The sequence below is a fragment of the Chryseobacterium sp. SN22 genome, from assembly GCF_008329705.1.
In the GTDB taxonomy this organism is placed as follows: domain Bacteria; phylum Bacteroidota; class Bacteroidia; order Flavobacteriales; family Weeksellaceae; genus Chryseobacterium.
This window is the reverse complement of the sequence record NZ_VTSX01000016.1, coordinates 100,057-118,475: the sequence shown is the minus strand read 5'-3', so window position 1 is coordinate 118,475 and position 18,419 is coordinate 100,057. Positions and strand designations below refer to the sequence as shown.

The window sequence follows — 18,419 nt, the reverse complement described above, 5'->3', positions numbered from 1 at the left end:
CCTGAAGACTTCCGGATTTCACTTTATCTGTTAAAACTTACTGCATGTTTTCAATAACCATTGCAGAGGCGCCTCCGCCTCCGTTACAGATAGCAGCTGCTCCATACTTTCCGTTATTCTGTTTCAATACGTTGATCAGAGTAACGATGATTCTTGAACCTGAACTTCCCAGCGGGTGACCGATGGCTACCGCTCCTCCGTTTACATTCACTTTGGAAGCATCAAGTTCTAAAATTTTATTGTTCGCCAAACCTACTACAGAAAATGCCTCGTTGAACTCGAAGAAATCGATGTCAGAAACTTCCAGACCTGCTTTCTTAAGGGCAATCGGCAAAGCTTTCGACGGTGCTGTGGTAAAATCTTCGGGGGCCTGGGCTGCATCGGCGTAAGAAACGATTCTTGCTAATGGCTTAAGGCCCAGTTCTTCCATTTTTTCCTTTGAAACCAGGATCAGTGCAGAAGCTCCGTCATTCAGGGTAGATGCATTGGCTGCCGTTACGGTTCCTTCTTCTTTTTTGAAAACCGTAGGAAGGGTCGGAATACGGTCGAAATTTACGGTTTTATATTCTTCATCTTCGGCAAATACAACAGGCTCCCCTTTTCTCTGAGGGATTTCTACCGGTACCACCTCATCAGCAAATTTCCCTTCGCTCCAGGCTTTGGCTGCTCTTCTATAAGATTCCATGGCGAAATTATCCTGCTCTTCTCTGGAAATACCGTAATCTGCTGCACATTTTTCTGCACAAACACCCATATGTACTTTGTTGTAAACATCGGTAAGACCATCCAGCACCATCCCGTCCTGCATTTTTACATCACCTAATTTGGCAGCATTTCTTGCATTGTAATAGTGCGGAACCGAAGACATATTTTCCATTCCCCCGGCTACGATAACGCCTGCATCACCTGCCTTGATTGCCTGTGCTGCCATTGAAACGGCTTTCATTCCGGAAGCACATACTTTATTTATTGTAGTAGAAGGCGTTTCGTTGGAAAGACCTGCCCCGATGGCCACCTGACGTGCCGGAGCCTGCCCTTCCCCTGCCTGTAAAACGTTTCCCATGTAGATTTCCTCAACCTGCTTCGGATCAAGACCGATTTTGTCTAATGCCCCTTTTACGGCAACTGTTCCCAGCTTCGTAGCCGGAACAGCGGATAAACTTCCCAAAAAACTTCCCATCGGCGTTCTTACTGCGGAAACGATGAATACTTCTTTCATTTTATAATTCTATTTTTTATTTAATTATGATGGAATCCTGTGATTCCCGTATTATGATTTTACATTATTGTTTCTGGTGAAAATAATGATCAATGCTCCTGAAAACTCTACAATCCAGCCCCATCGCAGCTTTACGATGCCAGCCAGCTTATCCTGCCACGATTTGAAAGGCATAAAGCTGAAATACTGGGACGCCTGAAACCTTACGGCAAATAAAGTAAAGAGGAACAGAAGAACCAGCAGAATAGCCGAAATCCTTGTTATTCTTACACTGTTATTTATGATTCCGAACAAAGCTGCAGCAGATAGCACCCAGCATATAACCGCTAAGGAATGATCCAGCTTCCAGTAGTTCCAGTTCCCGATAACCGGTACATGAACCAAAGGCAAAAAGCTTCCGGCCACCACCAAAATCAGACCTAATAACTGAATATTTTTCATGTTTCTTAAAATGCCAAAATACAAAAAAAAACACACTTTAAAAGCGTGTGTTTTAAAAACAGTTATTTTATTTTAACATATAATTAATATTAAAAAATCAATAACAAAATTTAATAATTGATAAGAAAAAGGAACCATCATTATCAATTTAAAAATATACGTTCATGAGTTCAATTCCGATCTGCAATCCGTATTTGTTGATAAGATTCGCATTATTGTTAAATGTAGGGGTAAAATCTTTCTGAACGAATACATTGATTCCCCCGTATCCGATGCCGATTTTTCCTCCAACGATAACATCATTGACGCCATGGCTCAGAGTTTCCCTTTCTACAATTCTCCTGCTTACGTCATTGGAATACCGGTTGTAAATAGTACTGGTAATCCGGACATTGCTGTATACTCCGGCAGTAACGCTGAACTGTTTTGACCTGTTATCCAGATACCTGATTCCGTTATGATTTATATATTTAGGATTTAAAACAAATCTTAATTCGAGAGGAATATGGAAATAGTGGTTGTAGAGATAAGTATCCTTCAGATTTCCTTTTGTGAAGTCGGCAATGCCTAAGGTGTGATTTTCCTGGCTGAATACCCTGTCGTATTTTGCTTTTCCACCGTCCCAACGATAGCCAAACCCAAGCCTGTAAAACACAGGGCTTTGGAATTTTCCCAGCTGGCTTTCATATCTTATAACAAACAAAGAAGAATTGAACACCGTATTCTTAAAATCGGAATTTTTATCAAAAAGACCGAAGGGCTTATCTTTAGCGGTGTACCCTGTTCCGGTAAGGGCAACCATATACTGCCAGCCGTGAAGGTAATCTGCCGGCACCTTTTTATCTTCATATAAAGTAAGTCTTAAACCGCCTAATCCCAGTAACATCTGATTTTTATGTTGATGAAGAGAGTCTTTTGGATTCAATACGGCATTTTTCACTATTTCGCGGGTCGCTTCCTCGAATTCGGATTTCCGGGTCTCTATTTTCTCGTTGATGGCCTGTTCGTATTTTGAGGCGATTTCAGTCCGCTGCTTTTGCTTTTCATCAATGGTGATCTTATGATCTTTAAAATTTTTATCAATGGCATCAAGTTCCTTATTCATGTTTATCTTTTCAGCGTAAACAATGCTATCGACCTTTCTTGAATAATCTTTCATGGAAGGGCTCAGGTAAGGATTCTGCTGTGCATGCATATGGGAACAGGCGGCCAATGCCGTTAAGAAAGCAATTTTTGTTTTCATGTATTATATTTTATCGTTAAGCGTATTTAAGCACTGCTCATGAAAGGAACAGATAATGAGATGAATATTTTAAAATTTATTTGGTGTCCGTGTAGACAGTAACTCCCAATACCGTTATATTTTCAACTTTAGGCTTATCAAAATCGAAGATTCCGAATTTTATGACATCGGTACTTTGAGGTTTTGAGGTTTTATCAAACTCTCTTCCGAGAAGAAGTTCATTGGCACTGATATACGTTGTTTTCGTTTCCGCTGCTACCGCAACTTCCGGTAAAGAAGAAATTGTATTTTCAATTTTTACGGGTACGACCTGGGAAATTATGGGCTTCTGTACCGCAAGGTGCTGTATGCTGACCTGCGGAATTTCAGGCTGACCCGTTTTGTTTTCCGCTTTTGTTTCTGCATATTTTCCCTTATGTACGGCCAATGCTTTTATTTCTTTTTCCGGATTTGTTACCTTATCAAAGAGGTCAGGATTTGGAAATTCAGGATACCTGATGCTTTCCGATCCTTTGTTTATGGCATAACCGCTCTCCTTAGAATCAGAATCATTTTGATTATCCAAATAAACCATCGTTCCGAAGGACATCAGCAGCAAAACAACCGCTGCATATTTCCATCCGTTAAAAGAAACTTTTGATGTTCCTTCAGGCATTGCCTCCAGCTTATGGTCCAGCTTTTCCCACAAATCGGCAGAAGCCTTGACTTCCATTTCCTCGTAGCCCGATTTCAGTTTATTTAGCATACTGTTTTTCATCTTCTTTTTGTTTTAAAAAATCGGTAAGCCATTTTTTGGATTTGCTCAGCTGGCTTTTGCTGGTGCCTTCGGAAATATTCAGGATCTTCGCAATTTCGTGGTGCTTTTTCTCCTCAAAAACATACAGGTTAAAAACAAGTCTGTAACCATCGGGCATTTTAGAGAAAATCTCTTCCATATCAATTTCCCCGCTTTCTTCTTCCCATCCATCATCTGCACTTTCCAGATCGCTGATCTCGACATCGGAATACAGGATATTTCTATTTTTCCTGATAAAACTGATCGATTTATTTACCACGATTTTTCTCAGCCAGAACGGAAAGCTTTTCCATTCCCTGCACTCATCAATTTTTGAGAAGCAGGTAAAAAAGGAATTCATCAGGATATCTTCGGCATCATGGAGGTTGTTTACGTAAGAATTGGCAATAGCCAGCATTTTCGCTGAAAGCAAGTCGTAAAGCGCTTTCTGCCCTTTACGATCATGCTTTTTTGCCAGCTTAAAGTTCTCTTCCAAGTTCCTCATGGTTCTGTTTCTATCTATAAGACGCGGTATTTTTCAAAAGGTTGCCTGAAAAACAAAAAAATTGCACCTTTTATGAAAGTGCAATTTTTTATGTTGATAATCACTGGAATAAAATTAATGTTTTATTTCTGAAATTTCTGCAGGATTATGCTTGTGCCTGAACAAGACCGCAAACAGAACCGCCAGAATCAGTGCATAGGCAGCAAAAGAAAGCCAGATGTTGTGCCAGTCTTTTACCATCACCACTGAAGATAACGATCCGTCCGGATTCACCACCGCATTAAAACTTTTCTTCAAAATTTCCAGGAACGTCGGATTATCCGGAGTGGTTTCCAGATACGTTGATAAGGAAGAAGCCGTGGTAAACTGATGGGTGAAAAACTTATCGATTGCCCAACCGGCCGCATAGCTTCCGAAAACAGCCCCGAAACCGTTGGTCATCATCATAAATAATCCCTGTGCCGAAGAACGGATCTTCCGGTCGGTGGTTGTTTCCACAAAAAGGGATCCTGAGATATTGAAGAAGTCGAAAGCCATCCCGTAAACGATACACGAAAGGATAATCAGTCCCAATCCGAATCCTTCCGGTACGCCGTAAGCAAAGAAGGCAAACCGTAAAACCCAGGCGATCATCGACATCAGCATCACTTTTTTAATTCCGAATTTTTTCAGAAAGAATGGAATCGCAAGAATAAACAAAGTTTCCGAAACCTGAGAAATAGACATGATGATGGTAGACCGCTGTACGACAAATGAATCCGCGTACTTCGGAAAGTGCTCAAATTCACTTAAGAAAACGTCTCCGTAAGCATTTGTAAGCTGTAATGCCGCACCTAACAACATCGAGAACAAAAAGAACAGTGCCGTTTTGTAGTCTTTAAACAATTTGAAGGCATCCAGTCCGAGCTGTTTTGATAAAGGAGCATCCTTATCAATTAATTTCTGCGGCGGACACTTCGGTAAGGTTAATGCATAAATTCCAAGCAGAACGGCTACTCCTCCCGCAATATAAAACTGCCCTTCGGTTGCCTTATTGCCGGTAAGATTGGTAATCCACATGGCTACGATGAATCCGATGGTTCCCCAGACACGGATCGGCGGAAAATCTTTTACGACATCCAGATCGCTGTTTTTAAGAATGGTATAGGAAATTGAATTCGCCAGCGCAATTGTGGGCATGTAAAAGCACATGGCCACCAGCATCACGGTAAAGAATGAACCGGGATCGGCAGAATGCGGTAAGATAAAAAGTACAATCCCGTACAGAATATGTAAAACCGAAAAAATCCGCTCGGCATTTACCCAACGGTCGGCAATGATTCCGGTAATGGTCGGCATAAAAATAGAGGCAATCCCCATGGTTCCGAAAACGGCCCCAAACTGAGCACCGTCCCAGTGTTTCGTACCAAACCAGAAATTCGCCATCGTAATCAGCCAGGCTCCCCAAACGAAGAACTGTAAGAAGCTGAGGATGGTCAGACGTAGTTTTAAATTCATTTTATAATTATAATATCTCTTAGTCGATTTTCTTTTTTCTCCGCCTGATTTCTTCCTGAATTTCCAGCGCGGTATCATAATCTTCTTCTTTCACCGCCTCGTCCAGAAGCTTCTGAAGCTCTTCCATGGAAACGGATCTTAAATTATCTTCTTCCTGCACAGTTTCCGAGAACGTTTCTTCTTCTTTGGAAACATCTTCAAGCTCAAGGAGGATCCCGGCTTCACTAAGTACCTGCTGGGTAGTAAAGATCGGCGCATCAAAACGGACGGCCATCGCTACGGCATCCGAAGTCCTTGCATCAAGGATGAGTTCTTCATCCGTCGCTTTATTTTTAAAGTTGATATTTGAAAAGAAAACACCGTCCACGATCTGATAAATGATCACCGAAAGGAGTTCGTAATTGGCAGAAACGATAAATTTTGTGAAAAGGTCGTGCGTAAGCGGGCGAGGCGGATGAATGTCTTTCTCAAGACCGAGAGAAATGGATTGTGCCTCGAAATTCCCTATAACAACAGGTAATTTAATATGTGTTTCTTCATGTTCCAATAATAACGCGTACGCCCCGGATTGTGTCTGGCTGTACGATATTCCGCGAATAATTAACTGTTTATAATCCATAGCTACAAATATAGATTAATTTTTCAAAGTTTTTTTCACTTTTAGACAAAAATAAAAGCCCAAAAAAGGGCTTTTATGAGTGAATTATCCTGATTGGCAAATTGTAAATTTTATTTTTATAAGTGAATTTGCTTTGCCGGTAATTGTTTTTAATTAAAATAATACCAAATTGGCAGGCGAAGCAAACCGACCCTTCACAATTGACCTTGATTATCCTTTCAGAGCTTTAATTTTCTCCGTTAATGCCGGAATAATCTGGAAAGAATCTCCTACCACTCCGTAATCGGCTGATTTGAAGAACGGTGCTTCAGGATCGCTGTTGATTACGACAATGGTTTTTGAAGAGTTAACTCCTGCCAGGTGCTGAATAGCTCCGGAAATTCCTACAGCAATGTAAAGATTTGGCGCAATCGCTTTCCCCGTCTGCCCAACGTGCTCGGTATGAGGTCTCCATCCGATATCCGAGACCGGCTTGGAACAGGCTGTTGCCGCTCCTAAAACATTGGCCAGATCCTCGATCATTCCCCAGTTTTCAGGACCTTTTAAGCCTCTTCCTGCAGAAACCACAATTTCAGCCTCCTTAAGATCCAGTTTTCCTGAGCTCTGCTCGTGGGAAATGACTTTGGTATCTTCATTAGCAACCGAAAGGTTTTTCACTTCTTCCGAACCGGAAACTGCATTTTCCTTAACTCCGAAAGCATTCTGGGAAACGGTAACAATTACTCCTGTTCCTTCTGCTTTGGCATGCATAAACCCTTTTCCTGAGAACGCTCTTCTTTTCACCTGGAACGGCGAAAGGCTTTCCGGTGCTTCCAGTACATTGGTAATTAAAGAATAGCCGTTCATAATCGCCATCATGGGTGCAACAGACGATGCATCGGTGGTGTGAGGAAAAACGATGATGTTTCCGTTTGCCACTTCGCTTACCGCCTGTGCGTAAGCTTTGGCGGAGAAATTTTTAAGACCTTCGTCTTTGATGTTGATGACATTCGATGCTCCATATCTGTATAATAAATCTGAAGAATCGGTAGGGTTTACAGAGATTGCCGTTACGGTATCTCCGGCCTGGTCTGCTATTGCCTTAGCATAAGACACTGCTTCAAAAGCCGCTTTTTTGTAAACTCCGTTTATATTTTCTGCGTATACGAATACTGCCATTTTAATTTTGTTTAAAGTTTAAGGTTTAATGTTCAAAGATCCGAGATTTTTTCGGTTGATATTTTAAATTTAAAAATACATATCCAATTTCTTGAATCTTTTACTTGGCTCTTTTAAATCACTTTCGCTTCTTCGTGAAGTAATCTTACCAATTCATCCAGGTTATCGGGAGAAACCATTTTCACGGCTGCTCTCGGCGGCACACTGTCATAAGATACGCCCTGAACTTTTACTTCGGATGAAGAAGGCTCCACTACCTGCAAAGGTTTTGTTCTTGCCGACATGATCCCTCTCATGTTCGGGATGATCAGTTCTTTTTCATCTACCAGACCTTTCTGTCCTGCGATCACGGCAGGTAATTTAACGGAGATCGTTTCTTTTCCGCCTTCAATTTCTCTTACGGCAGTTGCTTCGCTTCCGTTTACGTCCAAACCTACGGATGCATTTACAAAAGGCTGATTCAACAGCTGGGCAAGCATTCCCGGAACCGAACCTCCGTTGTAATCGATGGATTCTTTACCGCAAAGGATCAGATCATATCCTCCGTTCTGTGCAACTGCAGCGATTTCTTTCGCCGTGGAAAAGCTGTCTTTAGGATCAAGGTTCACTCTTACCGCATCGTTCGCCCCGATGGCCAATGCTTTTCTGATTACCGGTTCTGTAACCGCATCTCCTACGTTGATTACCGTTACCGTAGCACCCTGAGACTCCTGCAATTTAATAGCTTTCGTCAGTGCAAATTCATCAAGCGGGTTGATTACCCACTGGATTCCGTTTTTGTCGAATGCAGATTTATCTGCCGTAAAGTTGATCTTGGAAGTAGTATCCGGAACACTACTGATGCAAACTAATATTTTCATATGTTGTTTAATTTTTATTTGCCTTATGTTACCTTAAGGCTCCATACGTGCTTTATTATTCTCTTGGTATAAAAGCGGATGATTTTTATACCGGGATTTTTATTAAATTATGTTTTGCTAATATAAATAAAATATATATTATGCATGCATAATACTTATTAATTTATTATTCAACGCATTAGATGTTTTCAGTTGCCTGGTTTTGTTGCCCTAAACTCAATCTTGCTCGGCAAAACCCGCGGATTCATTTTTAAAATATCCAAGACCAGATTTCCCATGTCTTCCGGCTGAATTTTCCATGCATCCTTTTCGGAAGGAATATTCCCGTTGAAATTTGTGGCTACGGAACCCGGCATGATCACCGTAGACTTGATGTTGTATTTCCGCAGATCAATCATTGCTGCCTGGGTAAAGCCCACCACTCCGAACTTTGAGGCGTTGTAGCCGGCACCGTTCTCAAAGAAATTGGCTCCTGCCAGGCTGGCCACCGTGATGTAATACCCTTCCGTTTTCTTCAGTTCTTCCACTGAAGCTTTTAAAGTATAGAAAACACCGGTCAGGTTGGTTTCAATCATATCGTTCCATTCTTCTGCGGATAGCTGGTCTACCGGCTTAAAAACCCCTAATCCGGCATTGGCAATCACAAAATCCAGTTTCCCGAATTTCTCTTTCACAGATTGTACCGCCTTTTCTTCACTATCCAGGTTTTTAACGTCGGATACAATTCCCAAAACGTTTTCCGAATATGGTTTCAGTTCCTGTTCGGCTTTTTCCACATCTTCTTTTTTTCTTCCCGAAAATGCAACGGATACCCCGTTTTCCAGCAGGATTTTAGCAATTCCGAAACCGATTCCTTTGGTTCCTCCGGTAATATAAGCGACTTTATTTTCTAACATCGTATTTTGGATTTAGTTCCTAAAAATAAGAAAAACGCTCCAATTGGAGCGTTTTTACCAACTAACATTTGTCAGTATTTTATTTTCTGATGAATTTTCGGTGCAAATTCAATCTTTTTTGTTTAAATATCAAAATCAGATCCATTTTAACGGTCAGGATTATGATAAAACAGTTTCCTATTTCGCATAATTCTCAAAAAACAAAGGAATACTTTCAATTCCCTTGTAGAAATTGAATAATCCGTAATGCTCATTCGGAGAGTGGATGGCATCTGAATCGAGCCCAAAGCCCATTAAAACGGATTTGGCGCCTAAAACCTGCTCAAACATAGCCGTAATCGGGATGCTTCCGCCTCCTCGGTATGGAAGGACTTCTTTTCCGAAAGCAGTTTCCATCGCCTGTTTTGCTGCCGTGAACTCTTTGGTATCCGTCGGCAGGACGTAAGGCATTCCTCCGTGGTGTGGCGTTACTTTTACTTTTACGTTTTCAGGAGCGATTCTCTTCAAGTAAGCCGTAAATTTTTCCGTGATTTCTTCCGGGGTCTGATAAGGAACCAGACGCATGGAAATTTTAGCGGATGCCTTGGAAGGAATTACAGTCTTCGCTCCTTCCCCGGTGTAACCGCCCCAGATACCGTTGCAGTCCAAAGTAGGACGGATCGAAGTTCTTTCCAGGGTTGTATATCCTTTTTCCCCTTCAACACCATTCAGGCCGATGGATTTCTTAAATTCTTCCGGATTGTCTTTCAGTTTATTCATATCGGCCCTGTCGGAATCAGATACCGTTTCTACATTGTCGTAGAACCCGTCTATGGTAATGTGCCCGTCTTCGTCGATCAGTTTGGCAATCATTCTTGAAAGTACGTGAATCGGGTTTGGTACGGCACCTCCGTAAAGTCCTGAGTGAAGATCCCTGTTCGGGCCTTCGATTTCCACTTCCACATAGCTGAGGCCTCTTAAGCCCGTGGTTACCGTAGGCTGCTCGTTACTGTAAATATGGGTATCGGAAATCAGGATACAGTCGCAGGATAGTTTTTCTTTATTTTCGTTAACAAAATCTCCCAGGCTTACCGATCCTACTTCTTCTTCACCTTCCAGGATAAATTTAACATTGCAAGGAAGCGCATTGGTTTTCATCATCGCTTCAAAAGCTTTCAGGTGCATGAAAAACTGACCCTTATCATCCGCAGAACCTCTGGCAAATATCGCCCCTTCCGGGTGAAGTTCCGTCTTTTCGATATACGGTTCAAAAGGAGGTCTGGCCCATAATTCCAACGGATCAGCCGGCTGAACGTCGTAGTGCCCGTATACCAGAACCGTAGGCAGGTTGATATCTAAGATCTTTTCCCCGAAAACGATAGGATATCCTTTGGTCTGGCAGACTTCCACATTGTCAGCCCCTGCATTTTCCAGGTACGCTGCTACAACATCCGCACATTTCAGAACGTCATCTTTATAAGCCGGATCCGCAGAAATAGAAGGAATTCTCAGTAATTCAAACAATTCATCCACGAAACGCTGTTTGTTTTCGCTGATGTAATTTAAAGTCTCTTGCATTGTAAAATATTATTTTGTTAAAAGTAAAAAATTTGCCCCGCCGGAACAAACAAAAACAGATAATTTTCCTCAGGTTGGTATGAGGTTACTTTACATCAGTGTACAAAAAATGTCCTGCGTTTCCGCAGGACATTTTTATATTTTCTGATCATTAATGTTCAGCCTTAGGATTTTGGGATCCCTGTGGAATAGGAGTCGCATCCGAATGTTTTCCGTCTTCCACTTTTTGTGTTGGTGCTCCGGCAGTATCGGTTTTCGTTGGCGTCTCATGCCCGTCGTGCGCATCCCCTCTGTATTTGGAAAGGTTATCCTGCTCACCGCTGGTCTGCTCGTCGTCGGAATACCGCTCTACCCCTTCTTCCAGCTTGATAACGTCTTTATTTCCGCCGGCCTGGATTTTTTTACAGCTTACCGCCACCGTAGCAAGGGCTAAACATATCACTAATTTTTTCATATGGAAAATTTATTTTTTAAAGTTCATCCGGAACGCTTCAGAGCAGCCGGGTGTCTGTTTCCGGCAGCAGGCGTTCCTACTTACGTTTGATTGCCCAAAATTAAGAAATCCTACATTTTACGGCAACATTTTTATATGGATTTTAGAATTATTTTTCCTTTTTTGGACTGTGTAAAAATAAGGTAGTTTTCGCCGCCGTCTTTCAGGTTGTACTTTTTCCTGATTTCTTCCGGTTTTAAGGGATAATTTTTCGAAATGATATTAAATTGGCTTTTCTTCTGAATCTGTTTAGCGTCAATGGCTTCCATTTCAAGAATACGTCCCGGAAAATCCAGTATCTTCAGGTCAGAAGTATAAAGATGGGTATTCGGATGCAGTTTTTTCAGTCCGAATTTCTGGGAAATCAGATTAAACATCCCGGCTTTTAAAATGGTGTTATTCGGAAGGTAGATGAACTTTTCCGGTTCTCCGTATTCTGCGGACTGATTTTCTGCTGAGCCGAATTGAAAACGAAATGTGGGTTCTCCGCTCTCCAGGTTTACACATTGGCAGCTTATTTTGTTTTGGCTTTCCTTTGATAAGAATACCACCACTTCTTTTACATCGTTTTTTAAGGCGATGATCTCAATCCTGAAAATACCGGGTAAAACCGAAACAAGGTATTTTAAATCGATGAGCGGTGAGAGTTTAATCACTACGTTTTTCGAAATGGAAAGCAGTTTTTCCTGAATTTCCAGAATATTGGGTGAAAGGTCTTCCAGCAAAAAAACTTTGTTTTTTTGGATATCCCTACGTGCCGGATCCAGATAGACTGTATCAAATGATGCATCGTTTTCTTCCAGGAAATCTTCCAGCTTCCGGTTGATAAATGTGGCTTTCCTTTCCAAAATATTCCAGTTGTGCTCCACCATTTCCAGAAGCTCCCTGTTTTGCTCAACCAGGGTGATTTCGTGAAAGTTTTTGGATAGGTAATATGCATCAATCCCGAATCCGGAGGTAAGATCGATGAATTTATTCCCTTTTAAAATTTCCGATTTGTAAAGTGCTGTCTTTTCTGAAGAAGACTGTTCGAGACTGAGCTGTGGCGGAAAAACAATCCCGTCTTTTAATAAAAAAGGGAATTTTTTCCGGGCTACCTGTTTTCCTTTGATCTGCTGCACGATTTCATGCATGGAAACTTCAGGAAAAGGAGACTTCTTTAATAACAAAGCATGCAGATCTGTATTGAGATTTGCATTGATGTATTGCTGGATATTTTGATCTACTACTTTATTAACCACAGATTTGAACGGATATTTTTTTGTTAAACGGCACTTAATTTTCAATTAGCAGACAATTCAGCAAGACGATTTGGATTACCTTTTATAAAAAATATAGTCCGTCAGAACCGGATCAATTCCATCTTGCCTCAGGAGGGAATTGATTTGTCCGCGATGATAGGTCGAATGATTGATTGCCTGAAAAAGCATTTCAAAGACCGTATTTTCGAATTTTATCCCTTTTGAATTTTCGTACTGAACCTTCTGATCAAAATCAAACTTTTCCACAATTTCAATACTCCTGTTAAAATTCTGCTGATTAATATCATTCAGACTTTCAAATGGATTGATCTGCCATACTTCGCATGGACTTTCGCCAGAGATCCTCGAATTCCAGATTTGCTGGGCATTAAGGGTATGATTGATCAGACTGATTATTTTCGGATCAGCTTTCTCCATATTCTCCGTAATAACAGCAATCATTTTTCTGTTAAAATAACAGGTATATTCAAATAAATCAATCAGTTTTTCGGTCATCTTATCTGAATTATAAATTTTGTTTAGCTAAAATGAGGCTTACTCAGTCATTTACACTCACTCAAACATTTCGGCCCAGCGAACAGCTTTAATGTCTTTTTCGCTGTATAATTCTTCAATTGGTCTTTTCGCTTCCAGTTTAGGATACAGGTTTACACCGATCAGCTTTATTTTTCCTTCTTCCACCCATTTCTGTTCTTGTACGGCATGGTCATAGATTTTCTTCTGGATAATTCCCTGTTTTAAAAGCTGCAGGTAGCCTCCGGTTTCTTCAATCTCTACAAAAAAAGCCCATGCTTTTTCTGCAATCTGTCGGCTAATATCTTCTACATAATAGCTTCCGTTAGAGGCATCTTCAAAGACATTGATAATACTCTCGTAGGCTAAAACAATCTGTTGTTTGAAGGAGATTTCTTCCGAATTTTCGGTGCTTCGGTCAACCAGATAATTATTGCTGAATACCGCATCAGCACCTCCGATCATGGCTGAAGCCAATTCCAGGGTAGAGCGGATCAGATTATTTTCCTTATCGGAAACGGCTTTATTCCGGAAAGAAGTTTCAGCAAAAATATAGGGAATTTCATCCAGACCATATTCTTTGGAAAGCTGATTAAAAACAATTTTAAATGCCCTCAGCTTTGCCATTTCAAAGAAATAGTTGGGTCCGATGGCAATTCTGAATAGTAATTTGTTTAGAATTTCCGTACCATAAATTTCCACCAGTTCTTTTGTTTTGGCCAGCGCAACCCCGAGTTGCTGATAAATCGCCGCTCCGGCATTCTGATGAAGGGAAATATCAACGCAAATATTTCTTCTGAACTGTTTGGCCAGCAATTCTTTCACCAGCTGATCATCAATCACCGCCTTTTTCTCATCAAAAACATCGATTAACGAAAAATACTGGTCTTCTTCTTTCGGGCTGATGTGTCCGGCCAGGTCTGTATTATTTACAAAAATGGTTTTCTGTTCAAGATTCTCCACATTCCGATCCAGTAGAAACGCGAATACATCGTCTACCAGGCTTTCGTGATAATTTGCCACCAAGTGGGTACTTTCCTCGATTTTAGGCAGGTTTGCCAAAGGCTGTTCCACAGATTCGTAAAAAGGTTTCACCTGAATTCCTTCCAGGTTTTCTTTTTTAAGAACGGAATAAATATCATCGGTCTTAAGCTGTTTCTTTACTAAATTTTCCCAGGCGTTGTCTGACATGGCGTAGTGGATTATGGTAATGGGTAAATTGTGAATATTTAATTGGCAGTATTGCTTGCAAGTGAATAAATGAATCTTGAAATACCTGAATTGGCAAGCGAAGCGAATTGAGCATTCATCATTTCCAGTTTAGCTATTTTTTTGCAACTTTTGTACTGTCTACCACCAGAATAAAGATTTCTTCATTCGGTTTTTTCATGAAATAATTTTCGCGGGCGTATTTTTCCTTTTCAGATTTGTTGTTCATCAGCTTTTTATAGAACGCATCATTTTTTTCATATTCGGTTTTATAATACTGAAGCTGCTCTTCATATTTATTGATTTCGCCGTTGAGCTCGTTAATTACAAGGAAAGAAGTTTTGTCAAAGAAAATCATCCAGACCAGAAACAGGCAGATGGTAATGGTATATTTATTCAGAATATACTTCTGAATAAGCTTAAATGTTTCAGACTTCGGCTGAATGTCCCTGATCAGTTTATTTTCTTTCATGACTAATGTTTTCTCAACGAATTTTTAATAACAGTTGTTAAAAAGTCGATGGCAACAGAATTCTGCCGCATGTTCGGGATAATCAGATCCGCTTCATTTTTTGAAGGCTCGATAAATTCCTGGTGCATCGGCTTTAAAGTCGTCTGGTAACGGTGCAGCACCTCGTTAAGATCCCTTCCCCTTTCCTGCGTATCCCTCCTGATCCTCCTGATCAGCCTTTCATCGGAATCAGCATGTACGAATACCTTGAGGTCGAATTCTTTCAGCAGCTCCTTGTTGGTCAGCACAAGAATTCCTTCTACTACCAATACGTTTTTAGGCTCTACCGTAACATGATCGCCGGTTCTGGAATGTGTTACAAAGCTGTAAATTGGCTGCTCTATCGGCTGGTTGTTTTTTAATGCTCTTACGTGTTTGATCAACAGGTCGAAATCGATGGACTTCGGATGGTCATAATTCAAGGCTTCCCTTTCTACCAGGGTAAGGTTATGGTTATCATGATAATAATTGTCCTGTGAAAGGATGTTCATTCCCTCAATATCCAGCTGCTGGATAATTTTGTCCACCACCGTCGTTTTACCGGATCCGGTACCTCCTGCAATTCCTATTACAAGCATTCTTTTTGTTCTTTTATAGTTTTTACAAATATACTATTTTATTTAAAAGCCTGAAGCAGGTGAAGCAAGATAGTATTTTTTAAGGACTGAAATTAATCTGTTTTAAAAAGTAAGTAGATGGATTTGATTAGCTGGCGGCATCAGAAAAGATTTACGTAAAATTTTGGGGAACATTTCCGTTCGTAGGGGGTATTTCGACAAGCTCAGCATAAACTATTCGCTTTTATACTAAATAAATTTTTATTGATCTTAAATAAGCTCTGAACACTTATTTTTTTAACTAAACTCAATAATATTTATTTTATTTTCAGCATAGGAAATTTCCGGTATCCGGCTTCCCTCTTCCATCCAATAATCGATCTTATCCTGAGCTGCATTAACCCTAACAAAAATCCGGCAATGTTGCCGGACTGTACTATACGATTTCGCTGGTTAATTCCCTTGAAAGTAATTTTTCATGCATGGGTTTCAGGAGATCCAGCGAACCTGTTTTTACGGTACATTTGCCTTTGAAATGAACCAGCAAAGTGCATTGTTCCGCTTGTTCCAAGGTATGTTTACAGATTTCAATCAAAGAATCGATGACGTAATCAAAGGTATGAACATCATCATTATGCAGTACCAGTTTATAGACTTCATCCGTCTCTTCCAGTACCAGAACTTCTTCTTCATACTTCCGTTTCGGGTCGTCGTAATCTTTTATATGGTTGTAAAACATATTGTTATTCATTTAAAAACAGATTAAACCTCTCCTATTTTCTCCGCTAGGTCATTGATGTTATTGGGTTCCTCATACACCAGTTCTACAAGTTCCACGCTTTTGTTATTCATTTTCAGAATTTTAAACTGATAATTCTCAAGCTCAAACTCCTGGTTTTCCTCCGGGATATCTTCCAACGCGTGAAGAATGAATCCGGCCAGGGTATTGTATTCGCTTTCTTCCGAAAGGGCAAGTTTCTTCGGTAAGAATTCATTGATTTCATCTAACGGCTGCGTAGCCTGTACCCAATAGGTGTTTTCGCCGATCTTATCCACGATTTTCTCTTCGTCATCTTCTTCATCCTGGATTTCTCCTACCAGTTCTTCAAGAATATCTTCCAGGGTAATAATTCCCTCGGTTCCGCCGAATTCATCGATGACAATAGCCAGATGCTGCTTCTTCTGCTGGAAAATTTTCAGTAAATCTGAAATTTTCTTGCTTCCTACAACAAAGAAGGCATCTCTCATGAGTTCCTTAAGATCATCATGGTTCAGCTCGCCTTTTCTTTTCACGAATTCCCTGATAATTTCTTTGGTGTACAGGATGCCGATGATGTTATCGATGGAGTCCATATATACCGGAATCCTGGAATAACCGCTGTCCATGATTTTATTGATGATCTCATTCACGTCCTCCTCAAAATCAATAGAAGTAATATTCTGACGCGGAACCATAATTTGTTTAGCTGAATGATCCGTAAAATCAAAAGCATTTTTTATAATCTCGTAGTTTTCCTCTTCGATTTCCCCACTGTCCGCACTCTGCTTAACCAAAAGCTGAAGCTCCTCGGTGGAATGAATTTCATGCTCCGACGCCGGATGAATTTTCACCAGCCTTAAGAAGGTATTGGACATCAAGTTCATCAACCAGATAAACGGTTTGAAGACAGTATAGAAAACCCTTAACGGGATGGCTGTCGCCATGGTGGTCGCTTCCGATTTCCTGATGGCAATGGATTTCGGGATCAGCTCGCCGAAAACAATGTGCATAATCGTAATGAGAACAAAACTCGTAATTACCGAGATTGAAGTAACGGTAGCCTGACTGAGCTCAACGTTAAGAGAATCGAAAATATTTTCAACAATATGGTGTAAGGCGCTTTCTCCTACCCAACCCAGGGCAAGGGAAGCCAAGGTGATTCCAAGCTGTGTGGCCGAAAGGTATTCATCAAGATGCTTGATGATGTGTTCCGCCTGCTTGGCCATAGAGTTCCCCTCTGCGGCTTTCAGCTGGATCTGTGAATAACGAACTTTAACGATTGAAAATTCTGCGGCTACAAAGAAGCCATTAAGTAAAACAAGTAATAAGGCCAGCAAAAGCCTGACTATGTCCGAATCCATTTAGAAGTGATATAAATTTGTTCCTACAAATATATACAAAATAAAAATAACAAAAAAAGCATCGTGGTACACGATGCTTTAATATAAATACTATGGTAAAATAATTATTTATGAATTTTTCAAAGCTTCAGCTCCGGAAACGATCTCAAGGATCTCGTTGGTAATAGCTGCCTGTCTTGCTTTGTTGTAGAAAATAACCAGATCATTTTTCAGTGCCTGGGCATTATCGGTTGCTTTATGCATGGCTGTCATCCTTGCTCCGTGTTCGGAAGCTACCGAATCAAGAACTGCTTTGAAAACCTGAGTCTTAATGGACTTAGGAATCAGATTGTCAAGGATTTCCGCTCTGCTAGGTTCGAAGATGTAATCTGTTTCCACCTGAGGTTCTGTAGTTTCAGGCATTGAAATCGGAAGAAGCTGTTCGGTGGTTACTTCCTGCGTTGCTGCATTCACGAATTTATTATAAATTAAATAAACTTCGTCAAATTTACCTTCTCTGAAGCTGTCCATTACCGCTTCTGCCACATGGGAAACCGCTTCAAAGCTCAGCTTATCGTAAATTCCGCTTTCGTTGGCATATACCGTACGGTTTCTTCTTACTGCATCAAAAGCTTTTTTACCGATAGAAAGTACTTCTACTTCGTATTGGGAATTGTTCTGAAACTGAGTGTTCAGTTCCTTAACGATGGATGAATTAAAAGCTCCTGCAAGACCTCTGTTTGAAGTAACGGCGATGAAAAGGATTCTTCTCACCTGTCTTTTCTGAGCATAAACCGAAATCTGGTCGGGATCCGAGCTTGAATTTACATTCTGGATCAGTTCCTGAAGTTTCTCAGAATAAGGTCTCAACATCACGATGGCGTCCTGTGCTTTTTTAAGTTTCGCAGCGGAAACCATTTTCATGGCACGGGTAATCTGCATCGTTGATGAAATTGATGTAATTCTGCCTCGTATTTCTTTTAAGTTTGCCATTATTTTGGTTC

20 protein-coding genes are annotated in these 18,419 nt (G+C 40.7%); all 20 read right to left on the bottom strand.

What is annotated here, in order from left to right:
* Positions 1–37: 37 nt before the first annotated feature.
* Positions 38–1,219, bottom strand: coding sequence for an acetyl-CoA C-acyltransferase (locus FY557_RS12450; protein WP_149247572.1), 1,182 nt, complete (start codon positions 1,217–1,219; stop codon positions 38–40).
* A gap of 51 nt (positions 1,220–1,270) precedes the next feature.
* A complete protein-coding gene (locus tag FY557_RS12445) occupies positions 1,271–1,660 on the bottom strand; it encodes a hypothetical protein (protein ID WP_149247571.1) in 390 nt (129 codons plus the stop codon).
* Between the two features lie 148 nt (positions 1,661–1,808).
* The gene (locus FY557_RS12440; protein WP_149247570.1) at positions 1,809–2,903 is read right to left on the bottom strand and encodes a hypothetical protein; all 1,095 of its coding nucleotides are present in this window, start codon (positions 2,901–2,903) and stop codon (positions 1,809–1,811) included.
* A gap of 76 nt (positions 2,904–2,979) precedes the next feature.
* Entirely contained in the window at positions 2,980–3,660 is a 681-nt protein-coding gene (locus FY557_RS12435) for a hypothetical protein (protein ID WP_149247569.1), read from the bottom strand.
* Positions 3,638–4,183 carry an RNA polymerase sigma factor gene (locus FY557_RS12430; RefSeq protein ID WP_149247568.1) on the bottom strand — a complete coding sequence of 182 codons (546 nt, stop codon included), beginning with the start codon at positions 4,181–4,183 and terminating at the stop codon, positions 3,638–3,640. The genes FY557_RS12435 and FY557_RS12430 overlap by 23 nt, the downstream gene beginning before the upstream one ends.
* Before the next feature lie 114 nt (positions 4,184–4,297).
* Positions 4,298–5,680 (bottom strand): nucleoside permease, encoded by a 1,383-nt coding sequence (locus FY557_RS12425; RefSeq protein WP_149247567.1) that lies wholly within the window; start codon positions 5,678–5,680, stop codon positions 4,298–4,300.
* Positions 5,681–5,699: 19 nt separating this feature from the next.
* Positions 5,700–6,299: a bifunctional nuclease family protein gene (locus FY557_RS12420; RefSeq protein ID WP_149247566.1), complete on the bottom strand. Its 600-nt coding sequence runs from the start codon at positions 6,297–6,299 to the stop codon at positions 5,700–5,702.
* 210 nt (positions 6,300–6,509) lie between these two features.
* Positions 6,510–7,457 (bottom strand): electron transfer flavoprotein subunit alpha/FixB family protein, encoded by a 948-nt coding sequence (locus FY557_RS12415; RefSeq protein ID WP_149247565.1) that lies wholly within the window; start codon positions 7,455–7,457, stop codon positions 6,510–6,512.
* A gap of 113 nt (positions 7,458–7,570) precedes the next feature.
* On the bottom strand, positions 7,571–8,317 hold the full coding sequence (locus FY557_RS12410; RefSeq protein WP_149247564.1) for an electron transfer flavoprotein subunit beta/FixA family protein: 747 nt from the start codon (positions 8,315–8,317) through the stop codon (positions 7,571–7,573).
* Between the two features lie 188 nt (positions 8,318–8,505).
* Complete coding sequence (locus FY557_RS12405) at positions 8,506–9,213, bottom strand: SDR family oxidoreductase (protein ID WP_149247563.1); 708 nt, start codon at positions 9,211–9,213, stop codon at positions 8,506–8,508.
* A 177-nt stretch (positions 9,214–9,390) separates the two neighbouring features.
* Positions 9,391–10,770, bottom strand: coding sequence for a dipeptidase (locus FY557_RS12400; protein ID WP_149247562.1), 1,380 nt, complete (start codon positions 10,768–10,770; stop codon positions 9,391–9,393).
* A 151-nt stretch (positions 10,771–10,921) separates the two neighbouring features.
* A complete protein-coding gene (locus FY557_RS12395) occupies positions 10,922–11,224 on the bottom strand; it encodes a hypothetical protein (RefSeq protein WP_149247561.1) in 303 nt (100 codons plus the stop codon).
* A 131-nt stretch (positions 11,225–11,355) separates the two neighbouring features.
* Entirely contained in the window at positions 11,356–12,504 is a 1,149-nt protein-coding gene (locus tag FY557_RS12390; RefSeq protein ID WP_185151717.1) for a class I SAM-dependent methyltransferase, read from the bottom strand.
* 75 nt (positions 12,505–12,579) lie between these two features.
* Complete coding sequence (locus FY557_RS12385) at positions 12,580–13,020, bottom strand: DinB family protein (protein ID WP_149247560.1); 441 nt, start codon at positions 13,018–13,020, stop codon at positions 12,580–12,582.
* 57 nt (positions 13,021–13,077) lie between these two features.
* A complete protein-coding gene (locus tag FY557_RS12380) occupies positions 13,078–14,229 on the bottom strand; it encodes a methylmalonyl-CoA mutase family protein (RefSeq protein ID WP_149247559.1) in 1,152 nt (383 codons plus the stop codon).
* A gap of 133 nt (positions 14,230–14,362) precedes the next feature.
* The gene (locus tag FY557_RS12375) at positions 14,363–14,719 is read right to left on the bottom strand and encodes an FtsB family cell division protein (protein ID WP_149247558.1); all 357 of its coding nucleotides are present in this window, start codon (positions 14,717–14,719) and stop codon (positions 14,363–14,365) included.
* A gap of 2 nt (positions 14,720–14,721) precedes the next feature.
* Entirely contained in the window at positions 14,722–15,336 is a 615-nt protein-coding gene (gene udk, locus FY557_RS12370; RefSeq protein ID WP_146939602.1) for a uridine kinase, read from the bottom strand.
* Between the two features lie 415 nt (positions 15,337–15,751).
* Positions 15,752–16,066, bottom strand: coding sequence for an ATP-dependent Clp protease adaptor ClpS (locus FY557_RS12365; protein ID WP_149247557.1), 315 nt, complete (start codon positions 16,064–16,066; stop codon positions 15,752–15,754).
* Between the two features lie 11 nt (positions 16,067–16,077).
* Positions 16,078–17,436, bottom strand: a complete 1,359-nt coding sequence (locus tag FY557_RS12360) for a hemolysin family protein (protein WP_149247556.1) — start codon at positions 17,434–17,436, stop codon at positions 16,078–16,080.
* 108 nt (positions 17,437–17,544) lie between these two features.
* Complete coding sequence (atpG, locus tag FY557_RS12355; RefSeq protein ID WP_149247555.1) at positions 17,545–18,408, bottom strand: ATP synthase F1 subunit gamma; 864 nt, start codon at positions 18,406–18,408, stop codon at positions 17,545–17,547.
* Positions 18,409–18,419 lie beyond the last annotated feature (11 nt).

Bases quoted from the DNA above. Each gene is read 5' to 3' on its own strand.
- FY557_RS12400 (WP_149247562.1), bottom strand. From the start codon at position 10,770: ATGCAAGAGACTTTAAATTACATCAGCGAAAACAAACAGCGTTTCGTG.
- FY557_RS12430 (WP_149247568.1), bottom strand. From the start codon at position 4,183: ATGAGGAACTTGGAAGAGAACTTTAAGCTGGCAAAAAAGCATGATCGT.
- FY557_RS12435 (WP_149247569.1), bottom strand. From the start codon at position 3,660: ATGAAAAACAGTATGCTAAATAAACTGAAATCGGGCTACGAGGAAATG.
- FY557_RS12410 (WP_149247564.1), bottom strand. From the start codon at position 8,317: ATGAAAATATTAGTTTGCATCAGTAGTGTTCCGGATACTACTTCCAAG.
- FY557_RS12380 (WP_149247559.1), bottom strand. From the start codon at position 14,229: ATGTCAGACAACGCCTGGGAAAATTTAGTAAAGAAACAGCTTAAGACC.
- atpG (WP_149247555.1), bottom strand. From the start codon at position 18,408: ATGGCAAACTTAAAAGAAATACGAGGCAGAATTACATCAATTTCATCA.
- FY557_RS12450 (WP_149247572.1), bottom strand. From the start codon at position 1,219: ATGAAAGAAGTATTCATCGTTTCCGCAGTAAGAACGCCGATGGGAAGT.
- FY557_RS12365 (WP_149247557.1), bottom strand. From the start codon at position 16,066: ATGAATAACAATATGTTTTACAACCATATAAAAGATTACGACGACCCG.
- FY557_RS12445 (WP_149247571.1), bottom strand. From the start codon at position 1,660: ATGAAAAATATTCAGTTATTAGGTCTGATTTTGGTGGTGGCCGGAAGC.
- FY557_RS12415 (WP_149247565.1), bottom strand. From the start codon at position 7,457: ATGGCAGTATTCGTATACGCAGAAAATATAAACGGAGTTTACAAAAAA.
- FY557_RS12425 (WP_149247567.1), bottom strand. From the start codon at position 5,680: ATGAATTTAAAACTACGTCTGACCATCCTCAGCTTCTTACAGTTCTTC.
- FY557_RS12360 (WP_149247556.1), bottom strand. From the start codon at position 17,436: ATGGATTCGGACATAGTCAGGCTTTTGCTGGCCTTATTACTTGTTTTA.
- FY557_RS12375 (WP_149247558.1), bottom strand. From the start codon at position 14,719: ATGAAAGAAAATAAACTGATCAGGGACATTCAGCCGAAGTCTGAAACA.
- udk (WP_146939602.1), bottom strand. From the start codon at position 15,336: ATGCTTGTAATAGGAATTGCAGGAGGTACCGGATCCGGTAAAACGACG.
- FY557_RS12420 (WP_149247566.1), bottom strand. From the start codon at position 6,299: ATGGATTATAAACAGTTAATTATTCGCGGAATATCGTACAGCCAGACA.
- FY557_RS12385 (WP_149247560.1), bottom strand. From the start codon at position 13,020: ATGACCGAAAAACTGATTGATTTATTTGAATATACCTGTTATTTTAAC.
- FY557_RS12405 (WP_149247563.1), bottom strand. From the start codon at position 9,213: ATGTTAGAAAATAAAGTCGCTTATATTACCGGAGGAACCAAAGGAATC.
- FY557_RS12395 (WP_149247561.1), bottom strand. From the start codon at position 11,224: ATGAAAAAATTAGTGATATGTTTAGCCCTTGCTACGGTGGCGGTAAGC.
- FY557_RS12440 (WP_149247570.1), bottom strand. From the start codon at position 2,903: ATGAAAACAAAAATTGCTTTCTTAACGGCATTGGCCGCCTGTTCCCAT.